This window comes from Arthrobacter sp. R4, from assembly GCF_051365025.1.
Classification (GTDB): domain Bacteria; phylum Actinomycetota; class Actinomycetes; order Actinomycetales; family Micrococcaceae; genus Arthrobacter.
Genome location: NZ_JBLWIJ010000008.1, coordinates 305,586 through 322,493 on the forward strand (window position 1 = coordinate 305,586; position 16,908 = coordinate 322,493).

Consider the following 16,908-nt stretch of genomic DNA (forward strand, 5'->3'; position numbering starts at 1 on the left):
GGCCCGGCAAAGTCGGTGGCCGGCCAGGCCCCTTGGCCGGCCGCCGTATCCGTCAGCAGGGGCCCAAGGCTACCCGGCGAAAGGGTGGGCAGCCCCGTCAGAGCCACCCACCCCTTTTGAATAACCAGCCTGTTTGCCGCTAACTAATTTTCACTGCTGGTCCTGGCTCGTGTACAACCGTCCCGACGGACAAGGATGCCAGGAGAACCCCGACGTTCATCACCAGTGCAGCCAGGCTGACAAGGAGGGCTATTTGGTAGCCACGCTGACCGGTGCCGCGCAGACCAGCCAAGGCCCACACCAGCACAATGGCGGAGATCGCCGAGCCCAGAAGCGGGTGCACCACCGCCAAAACCCCGCCAACTGTCCCGGCAATCACGCACAGCCGGGACAAAAGGACCCCGCTGTCGGTGCTGCTCGCATTCATCGTCATTTTCGAACTCCTGCCCTAGTAGATTCCACATCCAGTGTCAACAGCAGAGGAGCCGCTGGGGTACCCAAGAACCCGAAGGCAGGGAAGTTGCTCCTGGACGTTCCAGCCCCCGGCCCCATAGACAAACTTGTGCTGCGTCCAAGACCGTCCCTGGTTCGAGACGGTCCCCGCCCCACCGCCAATGCGCCCATGATGACTCCATCCAATCCAGTACGTCTGCGCAAAGGAACTGTCTTCCCAGGCACGAGAGATGTAGCTTCCCGATGAGCAATATCCGCCGTTGAGCTGCAGGCTCCAGAGATTCGCGCCCCACGCATTGGTTCCATAGCGGTAGCCCGTCTTCACCCAGCAACCAATGGCTGAAACCTGGTACGTGCCGGTAGGCGTCAAACCCTTTGCGGCGGACTGCTTCGCTATGTCGTCAAGAGGAACAAACCCTGTCTTCGTCACCGTGCTGGCGACTATCGCATAGGCCTTGAAAATCGCGCGCTCATCATCCGACAGCGAGGCGAAATATCGCGCCGGATCAGCCGATGCAAGCAGGGCCTGAGAAATTCCCAGCGCTCTGTGCTCGTTAGTGGTTGACTGGGCGACCCGGCCGGTGTGGATGCTGACGAGTTGATCTTCCAGTTCCTGAACTGTCGAGTCCCTTTGAACCGCACCGGCATGTGCCGGAGCAGCCACAAGGAGGCCCGCCACAACACAGAGCGATGCCAAGGCTGGGGCAAAAATATGTGATCTTCGCAATTGAAGCTCCTATTCATATTGATGCCCCCCCCGAGCCACGACTCTCGCCGTGCCTCAGACCCTACGACTTTTTCACTCCCGTCGGAAGGGATTCAGGGAGAAAGTCCAGCGGATGGAGGAAAGTTCCGGAGATCGCTGTTCCGGTTTTGGGTCTAAGCGCTCGCTCGACGGCGGCGGCGACGGCTTTTCGTCCCTGCCAGGCCCTGTCCGATAGACCGGTTCTGGGTATTTCCAGGCCGGCGTACCAAGTATTGGTCGGTGGTGGTGAGAGAGGCTACCGGTTCCGCCGGGGGCCGGCGTCGACACTAGCAGGCGAATCCCCCCGTGCTCCGGGCCCAAAATCAGTTGGCCGCTAGGGGCCGCTCAACTCGGAATGGACTCAACCACCGCTGACATGAGGGCCGACATCTTGACGGTTGTCACCACAAAGCTGAGGCAGACGACGCCGATCAGCACCCAGATCGGCGCGAGGCCACGGCCCGGGGCGACCTTTGCCACGATCACCGAGCGGCCGATGACGTACACCGCGCCGCTGAGGAAGCTCCAGGCCCAATGGAAGGGCCTGACCACGCCGTCACGCTTGAGCCGTTCGCTGTCGAAATAGGCAAGCAGCACGGTAGCCGCGTAGGTCAGGAAGCCGGAGAAGACAAGGAGGAAATAGACGGGGGTGAAGATCGACGACGGGTCCACAGTGGGGGTCTGCTGGCTTCCGATGTAAATCACGCGGAAACTCGGATTCCAGAACAGCAGGGTGGCCATTGTCAGCAACGGGAGCAGGGTAATGATCCAGATCAGCGGGTTGTAGACCGACTTCCCCGCTGCCGATGAGCGGGCGCTGGGGCGCATATGGGGCATTCCCGGAGGGACCGGCGTAAGGCCCTCGATATGGGGGTGGCACCTGCGGGGTGCTGAATTGATCAGTCCACGCCGTACCGTCCCACCACCGGAACCGTCCCGTCCCGGCCGGATCCGCATACCAGCCTGGCGGTACAACAGGGTTGGCGCCGGAAGTGCTCATGACACCCATCACAGCACTCATTCTGGCCTTTGGCGAGACGTGAAGATGTGTCACCCGGGGGGCGTGGCCGGCGGCCGCGCGGCCGCTCCGTTGCACGGGGCTGCGGATGCGCGGACGATGAATGCATGAGCGGAAAAATTGAGCCTGGTAGGCCCGGGACCCGGGAGCCAATGAGCGGTACCCGGAGCCCATCCCGACGCCGCACGTGGACCATCGCAGCGGTCGTTGCCGCAGTAGGACTGGTGATTGGGCTTGTGGTGTTCAAGCCGTGGCTGCTCTTTGTGGATGTGAGGGTGGACGAACAGCTCCCGATCGTGGCCAGCGCTCCAGCCCAAGCTGAACCAACCCCGCCTACGCCGCTAACGTCCGCGCCAGGCACCGCTTCAACAGCCACCCCGACGCCGACACCCACTCCGGCAGGCCCCGTGCAGCTTGCCATGGGTACTCTGATCAGCCATGAGCACACGACCACGGGAACTGTCCGGATCATCCAGCAGGCGGATGGTGCACGGGTGCTGACGCTGGAAAACCTGGATACGTCCAACGGTCCGGATGTGCACGTCTGGCTTAGCGCAGCGCACGTGGTGGAGGGGACCGCAGGGTGGTTTACTGCCGGCTCGGCCGACTATTACGACCTCGGCCTTATTAAAGGAAACCAAGGCAATCAGGTGTACCAGATTCCCGCTGAAGTGGACCTGTCGAAGTACCCGGCAGTTGACCTGTGGTGTGTCCAGTTCAGCGTCTCATTCGGGGCTGCGGAGCTGGTCACCTGAACCCGATGGCGCCAGTCCGCTAAACGCCGCCGGCCGCCGCGTCCCCCAAGGATCGCGACGGCCAGCAAGGTCAATCAGTTTTAGCACAGGTCCTGCCTGCGCATGCTGCCAGGAGCAGGCGCGGGCGTAACCTTTCGTTCGGAAGCCCGGGATCAGTCCCGCTTGGGATCCACGTTGGTGGCCGCACCCGCGGGGGTTGCGCCGCCTTCGTCAGACCAGTCCTGGCCCGTGGAGTCGTTCAGGGCAGGGTCCGAATCAACATCGGACGTGCCCAGGTTCACGGTTTCCGGGTGCGTGCTGTGAGCCGGGACGTGGTCGGCGGCGCCTGAGGCAGCTGCGGAGGTGCCGGCGTCGGACGCCTTTTCCTTGCCGTTGCCGGACGCTGTGTCGTGATGCATGGCTGACCCGATGACCGTGCCCGCGCGGCGGGCGGCTTCACCCAGCTGGTCTGCCACTTCCGGAGCCTTTTCCTTGATGGCTTCCGTGGCGGCCGCGACCTTGTCCTGGACGGGCTTGCTGTCCCAAAGTGCCGCAGCGCGGGCCTTCAGCTTGTCATAGGCCGCCCGGCCGGACCGCGATCCCAGGACGTAGCCTGCCGCGATTCCAACACCCAAAAGAAGTTTGTTTTTCATGATGAACTCCTGCTCCGTGAGAAGGTTTTCAATCCGGTCCAGTGGCCGGGGGAAAGAAAACCGGCCCGGGGAGGTTCTCCCCAGGCCGGTTTCCTGGCTGGTGCCCGCAGTTAGCTACGGACGCTGCGCTTGGTGATCATGCCGTAGACGAGCAGCACGATGACCGCTCCGCCGATGGCCAGCAGCCAGGTCTGCAGCGAGAAGAACTCCTGCAGGCCGGTGCCGAAAATCATGCCGCCCAGCCAGCCGCCGAGGAATGCTCCTACGACGCCCAGGAGCAAGGTGATGAAAATGCCGCCACCCTGCTTGCCCGGGAGGATCGCCTTAGCGATCGCACCAGCAATAAGGCCGAGAATCAGAAATGCCAAAAAACCCATTTTGTCGTTCCTCTTCCTTCATAAAGGAGGTTCCCGGATCCCGGGGACGCTTAACCCTTCTGCCCCAATAGTAATCATGCTTACTATCGATTTGCCAACCCCGCTGCTTGGGAAAGGGCTGCTCAGGTGGCCTTTAGTGCCCCGATACGTCCGAATCATTTCCCGCGCCAGGACCCTCGTCCAAAATGCTCATTTCCGCTAGATCCTGCGGATCCAAGGCGAAATCGAACACGTCCAGGTTCTCCCTCATCCGCCCCGGATCGCCCGATTTTGGAATGACCACAAGTCCGTTCTGAATATGCCATCGCAACACCAGCTGCCCGGGTGTTTTGTCGTACTTTTCGCCCAGTTGGGAGAGTAACGGGGCGTCCAGGAGGCTAGCCCCGGAACCGCCCAGCGGGCTGTAGGATTCCGTGACAATGCCGTGCCTGGCGTGGAATTCCCGCTCGGCCACGCGGGTGATTGCCGGGCTGAGTTGGATCTGGTTCACCGCCGGCACAACGTCCGTCTCGGCGAACAGCCGTTCCAAGTGGGCGGGCTTGAAGTTCGAGACCCCGATGGACCGGGCTTTTCCCTCAGCCTGCAGCCGTTCGAAGGTCTTCCAGGTGGAAATGTACTCATCACGTGCTGGAAGTGGCCAGTGGATCAGCAGCAGATCCACGAAGTCCAGCTTCATCCGCCGCAGGGAGCCCTCCAGCCCTTCAACGGCCCTGTCCTGCCCTTGGAACTGGCCGTCCAGCTTGGTGGTGACGAAGATTTCGCTTCGATCCACCCCGCTGGCCCGGATACCGTTGCCCACGCCTTCCTCGTTGCCGTATTTCACGGCGGTGTCGATGTGCCGGTACCCGGCTTCCACGGCGCTGACGACGGCGGCAGCCACCTGGTCGTCGTCCAGCGGCCAGGTGCCGAGCCCCAGCTGCGGGATGCTGTAACCGTCATTGAGCTTGATGAGCGGTGAAAGTGTCATTTCAACAGTCTCTCGTGCTTTGGCCTTCCTAGCCCTTGAATGCCAGGAGAATATTTCCGGCGCCATAACGTGCCCAGTGACTTCTCCCCGCCCCGCGGTCTAATCCCCCACGCGATTCGAGGGGAAATGACCGCGCGGCGGGGAGAAGTTGCGCGCGACGTACCGACTCACGCTCACCCCGAGGCGCGGGCCCAGCCGGTTAGCCGGTCACTCAGGTCCATGAACTGCTGGTCCACTGCCTGCAGCTCAGGGTGCGCGTCATACCAGGCCACAATCTCCCGGGCTCCATCCGCGAACGGAATCGTGGCGGCGTAGTCCGGGACCAAGGACTTGATCTTCGTGTTGTCGAAGACCACGGAATGGGACCGGTCGCCCAGCAGGTTCGCCCCCAGCTCGGCGCTGTGGGCGGCGATGGTTTCCGAGGCCACGTGGACCAGCTCAGGCTCGGCCACACCGGCCGCCCGGGCGAACAACCCATAGATCTGGTTCCACGGCAGGTATTCGTCAGAAGTGATGGTGTAGCTCTCGCCCACAGCCTGGGGCCGGCCCAGCAGCCCCACGAAGGCCTTGGCGAAGTCGCGGCTGTGGGTGAGGGTCCACAGCGACGTACCGTCACCGTGCACCATCACCGGCAGCCCGGCGCGCATCCGGTGCACGTCCGTCCAGCCGCCTACCATGGCGATCTTGGTGCGGTCGTACGTGTGGGATGGCCGCACCACCGTCAGCGGGAAGTCCTCTGAGCGGTATGCCTCGTACAAGAGGTCCTCGCACGCTATCTTGTCGCGCGAATACTGCCAGAACGGGTTTTTCAGGGGAGTGGACTCCAGGATGGGCAGCCGGGTGGGCGGCTTCTGGTAAGCCGACGCGGAGCTGATGAACACGTACTGTCCGGTCCGGCCGCGGAACAGTTCCATGCTGGCCCGCGCCTGGTCCGGGGTGAAGGCAATAAAGTCCGCGACGGCGTCGAACTCCCGTCCGCCCAGCACGTCCCGAACGGCTGACGCGTCACGCACGTCCGCGTGCAGGACCTCGGCGCCGTCCGGCACCGGCCGGCCCGTCTGGCGGCCGCGGTTGAGGATGGTCAGCCGGTGCCCCAGCGCGACGGCGCGTTCTGCCGCCGCCGCGCTGATGACTCCTGTACCGCCAATGAAGAGGATGCTCCTCGGCGCCACAGTGTCGGCTTCCCGTACGAGTGGGGTCACCACGCGTAGTCTTCCGGAGCGGTGCGGTGCCCCGGGAAGATGTCATCGAGCCGTTTGAGGGCGTCGGAGTCGAGCGTGACCTCCAAAGCCCGGATGGCGGCGTCGAGCTGTTCCTGCGTGCGCGGCCCAACGATCGGGGCGGTGACGGCAGGCTGGTGCAGCAGCCAGGCAAGGGCAATGTCGCCGGGGGCGTGGCCCAGGTCATCGGCAAAGTCCTCGTACTGCTGGATCTGGTCCTGGTGCTTCTTCAGGGTTTCCAGTGCCCGGCCCTCGGCGCGGCGGACCCCCTGTTCCTGCTTCTTCAGGACACCGCCCAGGAGGCCACCCTGCAACGGTGACCATGGGATAAGGCCCAGGCCGTACTGCTGCGCGGCCGGAATGACCTCGAGCTCCACCTCGCGGCGGAAGAGGTTGTAGATGGACTGCTCGCTCACCAGGCCTGTGTAGTTTCGGCGGCGGGCAGCTTCCTGTGCCTGGGCGATGTGCCAGCCGGCGAAGTTGCTGCTGCCGGAGTAGAGGATCTTGCCCTGCTGGACGGCAACCTCGATGGCCTGCCAGATCTCGTCCCACGGCGTGTCCCGGTCGATGTGGTGGAACTGGTAAACGTCGATGTAGTCCGTCTGCAGGCGCTTCAGGCTCGCATCCAGCGCCCGCCGGATGTTCAGCGCCGAGAGCTTTGACTCGTTGGGGCGGTCCGTCATGGTGCCGTAGAGCTTGGTGGCCAGGACGGTCCGTTCGCGGCGCTCGCCGCCCTGCGCGAACCAGCGGCCGATGATCTCTTCGGTCCAGCCGCGGTGCCCTGTGCCGCCGTAGACATTGGCGGTGTCGAAGAAGTTGATGCCGGAGTCCAGCGCCGAGTCCATGATGGAGTGAGCGTCGGCTTCCTCGGTCTGGGGTCCGAAGTTCATGGTGCCCAGGCAGAGGCGGGAAACCTTCAGGCCGGAGCGGCCAAGGTGGGTGTACTGCATTGTGGGGTCCTTTGGGGTGTGGTGGGTTAGAGCTGGGTGAAGGCGGCGACGGCGGGATCGGAACCGATGCGCGCACCGGACTCCAGCGCCGTGATGGAGGCGAGTTCGTCGTCGCTGAGTTTGAGGGACGTGGCCGCGAAGTTTTCGCGGAGCCGCGTCGGATCAGCGGACTTGGGGATGACGATGGTGCCGGCGGCGAGGTGCCAGGCCAGGATCACTTGTGCGGGACTGGCGTTGTGGGCCTGCGCGACGGCGGTGACGGCGTTCCCGTTCAGGTCACCGCCTTGCCCCAGCGGGCTGTAGGCCTCCACCGCGATTCCCAGCGAGCGGCACTTGGCGGCCAGTTCGGCCTGCTGGTAGCTGGGGTGCACCTCGATCTGGTTGACGGCAGGAACGGTTTCCGCCGCTTCCAGCAGGGTGTCCAGATGCTCGGAGAGGAAGTTGGAAACCCCGATGGCGCGGATCTGCTTGTTCTCGTACAGCCGCTCCATCTCCTTCCACGCCTGGACGTAAAGCCCCTGCGACGGGACCGGCCAGTGGATGAGGTACAGGTCAACATAGTCCAGCCCCAGTTCCTTGCGGCTGAGCTGGAAGGCTTCCTGCGCGCGGCCCTGGTCTCCGTTGCGGAGCTTGGTGGTGATGAACAGTTCCTCGCGGGGGAGGCCGGAGGCCGCGATGGCCGCACCGACTCCAGCCTCGTTCCGGTAGGCCGCTGCTGTGTCGATGTGCCGGTAGCCTGCCGCCAGCGCGTCCTCGACGATCCCCTGGGTGTCTTCCGGGGGAACCTGGAAGACCCCGAAGCCCAGCTGGGGGATGGTGACGCCGTTGTTAAGTGTCAGCTCTGACATGGTGGTTCCTTTGCTGATGAACACGAACTGGAAATGAGAAAACGCTTTCGGAAAGGCTCTCCCCTGAGCCTATGCACTTTTCCCCTGATAGTCAGCCCTTGACCCTGTCCCTGTTTTTCCTAGGACTGGCAGTCCTACCTTCGTTGTAGAAAGTGCCTGCCGGGGCCGTGCAGAATAGGGTGCATGGGTCAGAGCGCCGAGTTCGGAAAATTCCTGAAAGCCATGCGGTCCCGGCTGAGCCCGGAAGAGGCAGGGGCAGAAGGTTCCACCGGCGCGCGCCGCGTTCCCGGCCTCCGCCGCGAGGAGGTGGCGAGGCTTGCCGGCGTCAGTACGGACTACTACATCCGCCTGGAACAGGGGAGGAACATCCACCCGTCACGGACCGTGCTTGATTCCGTGGCCCGCGCCCTCCGGCTGGACGCTGGCGAACACGCGCACATGATGGACCTCCTGGAAAACTGCGCCGCCAGCACGCGTTCCCCAGGACCGGCACAGGCAGTACGTCCGGCACTCCGCCAGCTCCTCGAGGCGGTGGGCGATGTCCCGGCGATGGTGCTGGGCCGCCGGACCGACGTCCTTGCCGGTAACCGGATGGCCTTCCTCCTCTTCACGGATTTCCCGGCCCTTCCGGCGCACGAGCGAAACCTCACGCGCTGGCTGATCCTCGATCCGGGTGCCCGGGAGCTCTTTCGTGACTGGAAATCGGTGGCGGCTGAAGCAGCCGGTGCGCTCCGCGTGGACGTGGGGCGGCACCCCAACGATGCCCAGGCCAACCAGCTGGTGGGCGAGCTTGCCGTCCACAGCGAGCATTTCCGCCAATGGTGGGCAGGGCACCGTGTCGCCACACGGTCTGCGGGCATCGTCCGGCTCCATCATCCCGGCGTCGGAGACCTGGAACTGAACTTTGAAAACCTGACCCTCCCGGACGATCCCGACCAGATGCTGCGGGTCTATTCCGCCAAGCCCGGGACGCCGTCGTCGGACGCCCTGGCGCTGCTGAGCCTGAGCGCGGATGCCGGTGCGGATTCACCCGCGGGCGCCGCCGCAGCGCCAGCGCCTCAGCGGACGGTTGCTGCCGAAGAGCCGCCCGCGGTCCACGACAACCGGGAGTAACAGGCAGTGCGGTGCCGCTGGCGGCTGTACTTTTGGCCAGCCCCGGCACTGGATTCTGGCCAGGAGCCCATTGGGAACAGATTGCCGCGTTCCTAGGCTGGAGTAGCAAGCTTTTTCTCCACCAAGGATGGTCTCAACGATGAAACGCATCGCACTGCTCAAGGAACGCCAGGCCACTGCCGCCAGCAACGGCCGGACAGCCAGCACAGGCTCACACTGCCCGGCTTCCGGACTCTGGAGCCCCGAAGCTGACCCGCACACGGTCCTCTCCTTCTTTGAAGGCCATGTATTCCCGGCGTTCGACGGCGTGCCCACCGTATGGCGGCGGCGCACCATGGGCGTGGTCTCGTCGAATTAGCTCCCGTTAAAGCCCAACTGACTCCCAGTTAACGTCTTCAAAGTGAATTCCAGCGACGTTAACTGGGAGCCAGTGTGGACCGAACCTAGTGTTCTTCCAGCCGGAAACCGAGCTTGATGGTGACCTGCCAGTCAGCGATCTTGCCCTCTTCGAGGTGACCGCGGATTTCCTTCACCTCGAACCAGTCGAGGTTGCGGAGGGTCTGGGACGCCTTGGCGATACCGTTCCGGACGGCGTCGTCCACGCCTTGGGTTGACGTGCCGACAATTTCAGAAATGCTGTACGTGTGGTTGGACAACTTCGCTCCTCGTGATCGCCTTCGACTCCCGGTTGCGGGCCGTTCTCGAAGCCTAGTAGGACTTCAAGAACGTTGACCAGACCCTAGCCGGATGTTCCGTTGAGAACAGTCACGTTGGCGAAGGTGACATTCCTTCCGGTCGCGTGGAGGACGTTGCCGTCCTGCGGGGTGTCGGAGGTGACGGTCAGGTCCCGTACTGTCGAACCATCCGCTGCCACCACCAGGGTGACACCTTCGCTGTGGGTCAGGACCACATCCGCGGCATTTCCCGTGGCCCCGGCCAGCGTGACGTTGCGCCGGTCGCCCCAGATCACCGAGGGCTCATGGTACGTGCCGGGCTGGAGCAGCACCGTGACGGGGCCCGGGTTGTTGGGTGGGATCGCCCCCACGGCAGCCCGGATGCTGGCAAAGTCTCCAGTGCCGTCGAGGGCCACCGTGATGACCTTCGTGGCTGCGGGTTCCGTCCCGCCCAAGGGTCCGCCAAAGGCGCGCACCAACGCGGGAACCGCCGTCGTGGGCGTGAGCTCGTAGGCGTATGCTGCAGCCGGATCGAACGCAACGCCGCGCTGGCTGCCAGTGTTACCGGTGCACCCATCAAAGATATTGTCCCGGGCCACCAGCTCACCGCCCGGGCCCTGGTGGTGAAGCGGATTCCGGACATCCCGGAAGTAATTGCCCTCCACCACCAGCAGGGCCGCGTTCCGTCCCAGCATTCCGTAGCTGGAGATGTCTTCCAGGTAGTTGTTGTACACGTGGGACGCCGCGGTGTTGTCCAGGCTGGCGTTGCGTTGGTGGGTGTTGCGGATCCAGTTGTGGTGCAGCGTCAGCCGGGTGACCACGTTCTGCGTCCAGCCTTCCCCCAAGGCCTTGTTGTGGTCCGCGAAGACGTTCCAGGACAGCGTGATGTTGTCGCAGTCCTTACGGATGTCCACCAGGCCGTCGCCCAGGCGGGCGAAATACATGTGGTCAACCCAGACGTGGGTACAGGTGTCCATTTGGATCCCGTCCCTGTCGTTGTCCGGGCGTTTCCCTGCAAAATCGCCCGGAATATAGGAGTCCCGGACAGTGAAGTTCCGGAACACCACATTGGAGACGCTGATGAGCTTGAAGCCGGCGTTCACCACCGCGGCTCCTTCACCGGCTCCAAGGAAAGACTTGTTGGCCGTGACCGTCAGCTTCTCGTATTGCGGGAACACCAGCTCGCCGTGCAGGATCACCACCAGCGGCTCAGTGCTCTTGGCGAAGGCCCGGAGCTGGTCCGGGGTGTTGGCGTGGACCAGCCTGCCACCCGCCCCGCCGGTGGTGGCGGCGCGGCCGTGCGCTGGGATTCCGGCGAAGCCCCGCGGTGCCTCAGACCAGGCCCCGCCGCCGAGCGCGTGGTTGACCGGCAGGCCGGCTTCGGCGAAACCATCAGGGCCGCCGTCGGGACCCACCCCGCCGGTGTCCGCCGCCGTCGCTGCCGGGCTGAGCAGTCCGGACGCCATCAGGGTGCCTGCCGTCAGTCCCGCCGCGAGGAGGGTACGCCGTCGGATATTCAGCTCTTGTGCTTCAGCCATCTCAGCCACGTCCAGCCGGGGTCCAGTCACCAAGGAAGGCTTCCTTGGTGAACTTGAGGGCATCCTTTGGCGTGAGCTGGGGATGGAACTCGTTGACGTAGGCGCCCGGTCCGCTGTTGTTGAATTCGGCGAACCGTCCCTCTGTCCAGGAATGGCCGCTCATGTCGGACCAGCCCTGGACGGCGATGTGGCTGCCGAGGACCGAATCGCGGATCACGGCCATCGGATGGGCGTTCGGATCGCTGCTGGCAAACCAGGGACGGCCCAGGCTGACGGTTCCGGGAGCAGCGTCGGAGGTGAGGGTGCTGTCCACGATCAGGATGCCGTAGGGGTTGGAATCCTTGGTGCTGGGGGCAACGATGTAGCCGTTATTGGTGGCGCTGCCGCGGTCAAGGGAGTGGATGGTGCAGCCGTCCAGGACGGCAGTGCCCCGCCCATAGATAAAGTCGACGTCGCCTTCGATGTAGCAGTTCTTCAGGTACGTACGGGCGGTGGCGTCGCGGCCGGTGGTGTCCGCGAGGTAGGTGTCCTGATTACCCAGGAAGCGGGTGCCGTCAAAGGTGACGCGGTCCGCCACACTGCGGACGGCAAGCGCCTGGCTTCCTCCGTTGGTGGCCTCGTCGTAGGCGTTCTCAACGGTGAGGTTCCGGACCGTTGTGCCCTCAGCGAGGACGTTGAGCGTGGCGCTGCCGCCGGCGCCCCACGTGCCACCGAAGAACTTCACACCGTTGGCCGGGAGATCGTAGGTGACGACGACGTCGGCCGGGTTGGCGGTGGCGCCCTGGATAGTGAGGTTCGGACGGTCTGCCCAGACGTTCACCGATTCCCGGTAAGTGCCGGGTTTCACTGTGATGGTGCGGGGCAGGGTGCTGCCGCTGGGGACGGACCCGATCGCCGCCTGCAGGCTGCCGAAGTCACCGGTTCCGTCCAGCGCAACCGTGATCTCCGTAGTGCTGTTCGGGGCGCTTTCCTCCAGCGGCCCTGCCCCGGCTTCAACAATCTCCGGGACGCGGGCGGCGTCGTCCTTCTGATAGGCGTAGAACTGGGTGGGATCAAAGGCTGCACCCACGTTGTCCTTGCGGCCGCGCGTGCCGTTGAAGACGTTGTCCCGGTTAACCACTTCGGTGGCGGGATCCTTGGCGACTACCGGATCCTGCACGGCCGTGAAGCTGTTGCCTTCGAGGACCACTTTGGCTGCGTTGCGGCCCATCATGCCGTACTGGCCGATGTCCTGGAGGAAGTTGTTGTAGACGTGGGCTGCCGCGGTGTTGTCCAGGCTGAAGTTGCGTTGGGTGGTGTTGCGGATCCAGTTGTGGTGGATGGTCATCCGGGTCACGGCGTTGGCGGTCCAGCCCACGCCCAGGGCCTTGTTGTTGTCCGCGAAGACATTCCAGGAGTATGTGATGAGGTCGGAGTCCTTGCGCGTGTCGATCAGGCCGTCGCCCATGCGCTCGAACTTCATGTGGTCAACCCAGACGTGGTGCGTGGTGTCCAATTGGATTCCGTCGCGGTCGTTCTCCGGGCTCTTGCCGTCCCAGTCGCCCGGAAGGTAGGCGTCCCGGACCGTGAAGTTCCGGAAGATCACGTTGGAGACGTTGATGAGCTTGAAGCCGGCGTTCACCACTTCGGCGCCGGCGCCCACCCCGATGAAGCTTTTGTTGGCGGCGACGGGAATCTTGAAGTAGTCCGTGGCCGTGAGGGTGCCGCGGATAAAGATCACCAGCGGTTCGCTGGCGGCCGCGTAGTCCTTGAGTTCCTGGACGGTGGAGGCGGTGACGATACGGCCGGACTGGCCACCGGTGGTTCCGGCCAGCCCATAGCCCGGGAGCGAAGCAAAGCCGTCAGGGGTCTGCTTCCACATCGCTTCCGGGGTCCCTTCGGCCGGAGAAATCGGGCTGGCCGTGGTTCCGGCCGGGGGTCCCGGCCGTGCCTCGGCCGGTCCGGCGTGGGCGGCCGGAAGTGCCGTGAGGCTCCCCAGCATAACGACGGCGGTGGCCGCGCCTAAGAGACGTCGCAAACTCATGCAAAACTCCTTTGTTTTGTTTCCGGGCAGCCTCCAGCCCGGACTTCGGTAAGGGTTGTTCAGTCAGTGATGCGCGCGGAGAAGCGTTGTGGGCCTTACTTCAGCCCGGTGGTGGCGATGCCGTTGATGAGGTACTTCTGGCCGGCGATGAAGAAGCCGATGATAGGGGCGATGGACACCACGGACATGGCGAACATGGGGCCCCACATGCTCTGGCCTTCCGAGTCCATGAAGGCCCTCAGCGCCAGCGGCACCGTGTAGAGGTCCTGGTTCTGGATGTAGAGCAGCGGCCCGAAGAACTCGTTCCAGGTGGAAATGAAGGTGAAGATCGCGGTGGTGGCCATGGCCGGCACGCACAGAGGCATGATGACCCGCAGGAAAGTGCGGAAGGGGCCGCAGCCGTCGATCTGGGCGGCGTCGTCGAGCTCTTTGGGCAGTGCCTTCATGAACTGGACCATCAGGAAGATGAAGAACGCGTTGGTGGCCATGAAGTTCGGCACGATCAGCGGCAAGTACGTATCCAACCAGCCGAGCTGGGAGAAGATGATGTACTGCGGCACCAGGAGGACGTGGCCGGGCAGCATCAGGGTTCCCAGCATCAGGGCAAAGAAGAGCTTGCGTCCGGTGAACTCCATCCGTGCGAAGGCGTAGGCAGCCAGGGCGCAGGAGAAGATATTTCCAATGATGGAGAACACCACCACGATCAGGGAGTTGACCAGGTAGACGTGGAAGGGCTGGTTCAGTGCCGTCCAGCCCTGTTCGTAGTTGCTGAAGTCCCAGTTTTCGGGCCACAGTCCGAGCTGGCGGAAGATGTCGTTGCTGGGCTTGAACGAACTGGAGATCAGCCACAGCAGCGGGTACAGCATCACCAGGCCTACGAGGCACAGGATCAGGTGGCGGGAGAAGCGGGTACCGGGGGTGCCGGTCAGGGCGTCTTCCGGGGCCGCTTCCTTCTTTTGCTTGTTTTTGGTGGGTAATTCGAGGAGAGCCATTGGCGTTGCCTTAATTGTCGTAGAAGACCCAGAACTTGGACGCGATGAAGTTGATGGCGGTGAAAATCGCAATGATCATCAACAGCAGCCACGCCATGGCGGAGGCATACCCCATCTCGAATTCGGTGAAGCCCTTTTGGTACAGGTACAGGTTGTAGAACAGCGTTGAATCCGCCGGACCTCCCGTCCCGCCACTCATCACGTAACCCTGGGTGAAGGTCTGGAAGGACCCGATGAGCTGCATGATGAGGTTGAAGAAGATGATGGGGCTTATCAGCGGCAGGGTAATGCTGCGGAATTGCCGCCACCGGGAGGCTCCGTCGATGGAGGCCGCCTCGTAATACATGGACGGGACCTGCCGCAGGCCGGCCAGGAAGATCACCATCGGTGAACCGAACGTCCACACGTTCAGCACGATCAGGGTGCTCAGGGCGAACTCAGGGTCGGTGACCCAGGCCGGCCCCTGGATCCCGAACAGTCCCAGGAAGCTGTTGACGATGCCGTCGTTGCCGAAGATGTAGCGCCACAGCATCACGATGGCCACGCTGCCGCCCAGCAGGGACGGCAGGTAATACACGGAACGGTAGATCGGCAGGGCGCTGAGTCCGCGGTTCAGCACCAGGGCGATCAGCAGGGCAACGGCAAGTGAGATCGGCACGGAAACGAAGGTGTAGATGAACGTCACCTTCAGCGATTGAAGGAGCCTCGGATCCTCGAACATGGCCTGGAAATTGGCCAACCCCACGAAGTTTGGCTCCGTGAACAGGTTGTAGTCCGTAAAAGCCAGATACAGCGAGGCGAAGAACGGGATGATCGTGAACAGCATGCCGATGAACCACGGCAGCAGGAAGAGGTAGCCCGAGCGCTGGTTGGTGCGCCGGGAGTGGCCGCGCTTTGTCTTGCCGCGCCCCGGTGCGGCGAGTGAAGCGGCCGCACCGGGGGCTTGCTTTGTCAGCACTGACATGGCGTCAGGTTCCTATCTGCTTAGCTGGGTATCTGAGCGTTGGACGGCTACTTGTTGATGGCGGCATTGCTCTTCTCAAGGAACGTCTTGGCTGCATCCGCCGGGGTGACGCGGCCGAACTCAACTTCGGTGGCGAGTTGCTTGAGGGTGTCGGCCACTACGCTCGCGCCCTTGGGGTAGACGTAGGCCGGTGCCAGTTCATCCTTCTGGATGTCGGCCACCATCTGCACGAACTTCGTGTCATCCGCACCGAGCTTGGGCATGATGGCTTCTGTTACCTCGGGGTTAATGGGCACCCCGCGCTGGGTCAGCGTCTCGGCGGCGCCGTCCACGTCATTGATCAGGAAGTTCAGCAGTTTGGCAGCTTCCTTCGGGTGCTTTGACTTTGCGGCCACAGACCAAAGCATGCTGGGATCGGCGGAGTAGCCGCGGCGCTTCTCAGTGGTTTCGCCGGGCATCCGCAGCAGGACAAGGTTCCCGCCCGAGGCTTCGTTGTATCCACGGAAGTTGTTGATGGGGATGATCTGCGAAGCCACCGTTCCCTTGGCCAGGTAGGACTGCGCCGGGGACCCGCCGATTTGTTCGAAGAATCCGGCAGGCGGGTAGCCGCCGGCCTTGCGCAGGTCCACGCTGTACTGGAACCACTCGCGGATGGTGTCTTCGCTGACGCCGAGCTTGTTGTCCTTGGTGTAGAAGTCCTCGCCGCGCTGACGGGCGAAGAGGATGGGGCCGGTCTCGGTGGCCACATCGTAACCGGCTCCGTAAATCTTCCCGCCGGTCTTCTGGGTGACCTCGGTAGCGAACTCGGCGTAGTCCTCCCAGCTCCAGGTTTTGTCATCAGGGATGGTCACGCCAGCCTGGTCGGTGATGGTCTTGTTGACCACCATGCCGATGAGGTTGACGCCGGTTGCCAACCCGTACAGTTTGCCGTCCACCTCACCCCTGCTTTGGATGGTCTGGGGAATCTTCTCGAGGTTGATCTCGGGCAGCGACTTCAGGTCTGCCAGGGTGCCGCGTTGCGCGTATTCGAGCAGGGTCCGGTTCGCCATGTTCAGGACGTCAGGCGGATTGCCGCCGGCGAAGCGGGTGGCCAGCTTGTCCGCGTAGGGGCCGCTGTCCTGGTATTCGCTCTTGACCGTGATGCCGGGGTTCTTCTCTTCGAAGATCTTGATTGCCGCGTCTGTCATCTTGGCCCGGTTGGAATCACCCCAGTACACGAAATTCAGCTCGACGTTGCCGCCACCGGCGGACGGGGAGGTTGCCCCTCCGCAGCCGCTGAGGGCCAGGCCGGCAGCAGTCAGTGCTGCACCCAGGATGATCCTGCGCGGGATAGGGGTGCTCGTGGTCTTCTTCATCGAATGACGCCTCTCTAGCGGGGTATGTCGGGCTTGTTCCGGCTACTGGCCAATATGCCGGTATCAGGGAAACTTTCTGGGGCAGATTTGCGCTCAAGGCGTCCATCTGCCGATGAATATCGGTGGAAACTCCCAAAAACTTTCGAGTAAACGATTTCTAGCAAGAAAACGCTGTGACTGTCAACACAATTTCGAAAGTCATTGGTTTCGTTTGAACAGAAACTTTCCGTAGTGCTTGCCGAATATTTCCGTCATAGCTATGCTGATCCACACATCCCGGACAC

At 63.2% G+C, this 16,908-nt stretch carries 18 protein-coding genes and 1 pseudogene; 3 read left to right on the forward strand and 16 right to left on the reverse strand.

Annotated features, from left to right (window positions below; translation table 11 throughout):
• Positions 1–139: 139 nt before the first annotated feature.
• The 4 genes and pseudogenes from ACLKOZ_RS05390 to ACLKOZ_RS05405 form a co-directional block, all read right to left on the reverse strand.
• Positions 140–433, reverse strand: a complete 294-nt coding sequence (locus ACLKOZ_RS05390; RefSeq protein WP_436473383.1) for a hypothetical protein — start codon at positions 431–433, stop codon at positions 140–142.
• 15 nt (positions 434–448) lie between these two features.
• Entirely contained in the window at positions 449–1,117 is a 669-nt protein-coding gene (locus ACLKOZ_RS05395) for a hypothetical protein (protein ID WP_436473385.1), read from the reverse strand.
• A 426-nt stretch (positions 1,118–1,543) separates the two neighbouring features.
• The gene (locus tag ACLKOZ_RS05400; RefSeq protein ID WP_436473531.1) at positions 1,544–2,026 is read right to left on the reverse strand and encodes a DUF2510 domain-containing protein; all 483 of its coding nucleotides are present in this window, start codon (positions 2,024–2,026) and stop codon (positions 1,544–1,546) included.
• Positions 2,027–2,111: 85 nt separating this feature from the next.
• Positions 2,112–2,390 (reverse strand): annotated as a pseudogene (locus tag ACLKOZ_RS05405) (hypothetical protein); the annotation flags it as partial.
• Between ACLKOZ_RS05405 and ACLKOZ_RS05410 the strand changes: the two are divergent.
• Positions 2,324–2,971 (forward strand): DM13 domain-containing protein, encoded by a 648-nt coding sequence (locus tag ACLKOZ_RS05410; RefSeq protein ID WP_436473387.1) that lies wholly within the window; start codon positions 2,324–2,326, stop codon positions 2,969–2,971. The pseudogene ACLKOZ_RS05405 and the gene ACLKOZ_RS05410 overlap by 67 nt on opposite strands.
• Before the next feature lie 152 nt (positions 2,972–3,123).
• On the opposite strand, the gene ACLKOZ_RS05415 is transcribed toward ACLKOZ_RS05410, so the two are convergent.
• From ACLKOZ_RS05415 to ACLKOZ_RS05440, 6 genes are all read right to left on the reverse strand, one after another.
• Positions 3,124–3,603 (reverse strand): hypothetical protein, encoded by a 480-nt coding sequence (locus tag ACLKOZ_RS05415; RefSeq protein WP_436473389.1) that lies wholly within the window; start codon positions 3,601–3,603, stop codon positions 3,124–3,126.
• A 110-nt stretch (positions 3,604–3,713) separates the two neighbouring features.
• Complete coding sequence (locus ACLKOZ_RS05420; protein WP_337345538.1) at positions 3,714–3,980, reverse strand: GlsB/YeaQ/YmgE family stress response membrane protein; 267 nt, start codon at positions 3,978–3,980, stop codon at positions 3,714–3,716.
• 133 nt (positions 3,981–4,113) lie between these two features.
• Positions 4,114–4,947: an aldo/keto reductase gene (locus tag ACLKOZ_RS05425; protein WP_436473391.1), complete on the reverse strand. Its 834-nt coding sequence runs from the start codon at positions 4,945–4,947 to the stop codon at positions 4,114–4,116.
• A gap of 173 nt (positions 4,948–5,120) precedes the next feature.
• Positions 5,121–6,152, reverse strand: coding sequence for an NAD-dependent epimerase/dehydratase family protein (locus ACLKOZ_RS05430; protein ID WP_337345540.1), 1,032 nt, complete (start codon positions 6,150–6,152; stop codon positions 5,121–5,123).
• Entirely contained in the window at positions 6,146–7,117 is a 972-nt protein-coding gene (locus ACLKOZ_RS05435; RefSeq protein WP_436473394.1) for an aldo/keto reductase, read from the reverse strand. Before ACLKOZ_RS05435 ends, ACLKOZ_RS05430 begins: the two co-directional genes overlap by 7 nt.
• Before the next feature lie 26 nt (positions 7,118–7,143).
• Positions 7,144–7,965 carry an aldo/keto reductase gene (locus ACLKOZ_RS05440; RefSeq protein ID WP_436473396.1) on the reverse strand — a complete coding sequence of 274 codons (822 nt, stop codon included), beginning with the start codon at positions 7,963–7,965 and terminating at the stop codon, positions 7,144–7,146.
• 183 nt (positions 7,966–8,148) lie between these two features.
• Between ACLKOZ_RS05440 and ACLKOZ_RS05445 the strand changes: the two genes are divergently transcribed.
• Entirely contained in the window at positions 8,149–9,078 is a 930-nt protein-coding gene (locus ACLKOZ_RS05445; protein WP_436473398.1) for a helix-turn-helix domain-containing protein, read from the forward strand.
• 139 nt (positions 9,079–9,217) lie between these two features.
• Positions 9,218–9,436 (forward strand): hypothetical protein, encoded by a 219-nt coding sequence (locus ACLKOZ_RS05450; RefSeq protein ID WP_436473400.1) that lies wholly within the window; start codon positions 9,218–9,220, stop codon positions 9,434–9,436.
• Between the two features lie 85 nt (positions 9,437–9,521).
• Here the strand turns inward: ACLKOZ_RS05450 and ACLKOZ_RS05455 are convergent, their stop codons facing one another.
• The 6 genes from ACLKOZ_RS05455 to ACLKOZ_RS05480 all read right to left on the reverse strand — a co-directional run bounded on the left by ACLKOZ_RS05455 (position 9,522) and on the right by ACLKOZ_RS05480 (position 16,624).
• Positions 9,522–9,734, reverse strand: coding sequence for a dodecin (locus ACLKOZ_RS05455; RefSeq protein WP_066287620.1), 213 nt, complete (start codon positions 9,732–9,734; stop codon positions 9,522–9,524).
• Positions 9,735–9,817: 83 nt separating this feature from the next.
• Positions 9,818–11,320: a pectinesterase family protein gene (locus ACLKOZ_RS05460; protein ID WP_436473524.1), complete on the reverse strand. Its 1,503-nt coding sequence runs from the start codon at positions 11,318–11,320 to the stop codon at positions 9,818–9,820.
• A complete protein-coding gene (locus ACLKOZ_RS05465; protein WP_436473402.1) occupies positions 11,292–13,313 on the reverse strand; it encodes a pectinesterase family protein in 2,022 nt (673 codons plus the stop codon). The genes ACLKOZ_RS05460 and ACLKOZ_RS05465 overlap by 29 nt, the downstream gene beginning before the upstream one ends.
• A 95-nt stretch (positions 13,314–13,408) precedes the next feature.
• A complete protein-coding gene (locus tag ACLKOZ_RS05470) occupies positions 13,409–14,305 on the reverse strand; it encodes a carbohydrate ABC transporter permease (RefSeq protein ID WP_436473404.1) in 897 nt (298 codons plus the stop codon).
• A gap of 10 nt (positions 14,306–14,315) precedes the next feature.
• A complete protein-coding gene (locus tag ACLKOZ_RS05475; RefSeq protein WP_436473406.1) occupies positions 14,316–15,269 on the reverse strand; it encodes a carbohydrate ABC transporter permease in 954 nt (317 codons plus the stop codon).
• Between the two features lie 47 nt (positions 15,270–15,316).
• The gene (locus ACLKOZ_RS05480) at positions 15,317–16,624 is read right to left on the reverse strand and encodes an ABC transporter substrate-binding protein (protein WP_337345549.1); all 1,308 of its coding nucleotides are present in this window, start codon (positions 16,622–16,624) and stop codon (positions 15,317–15,319) included.
• Positions 16,625–16,908: the final 284 nt, after the last annotated feature.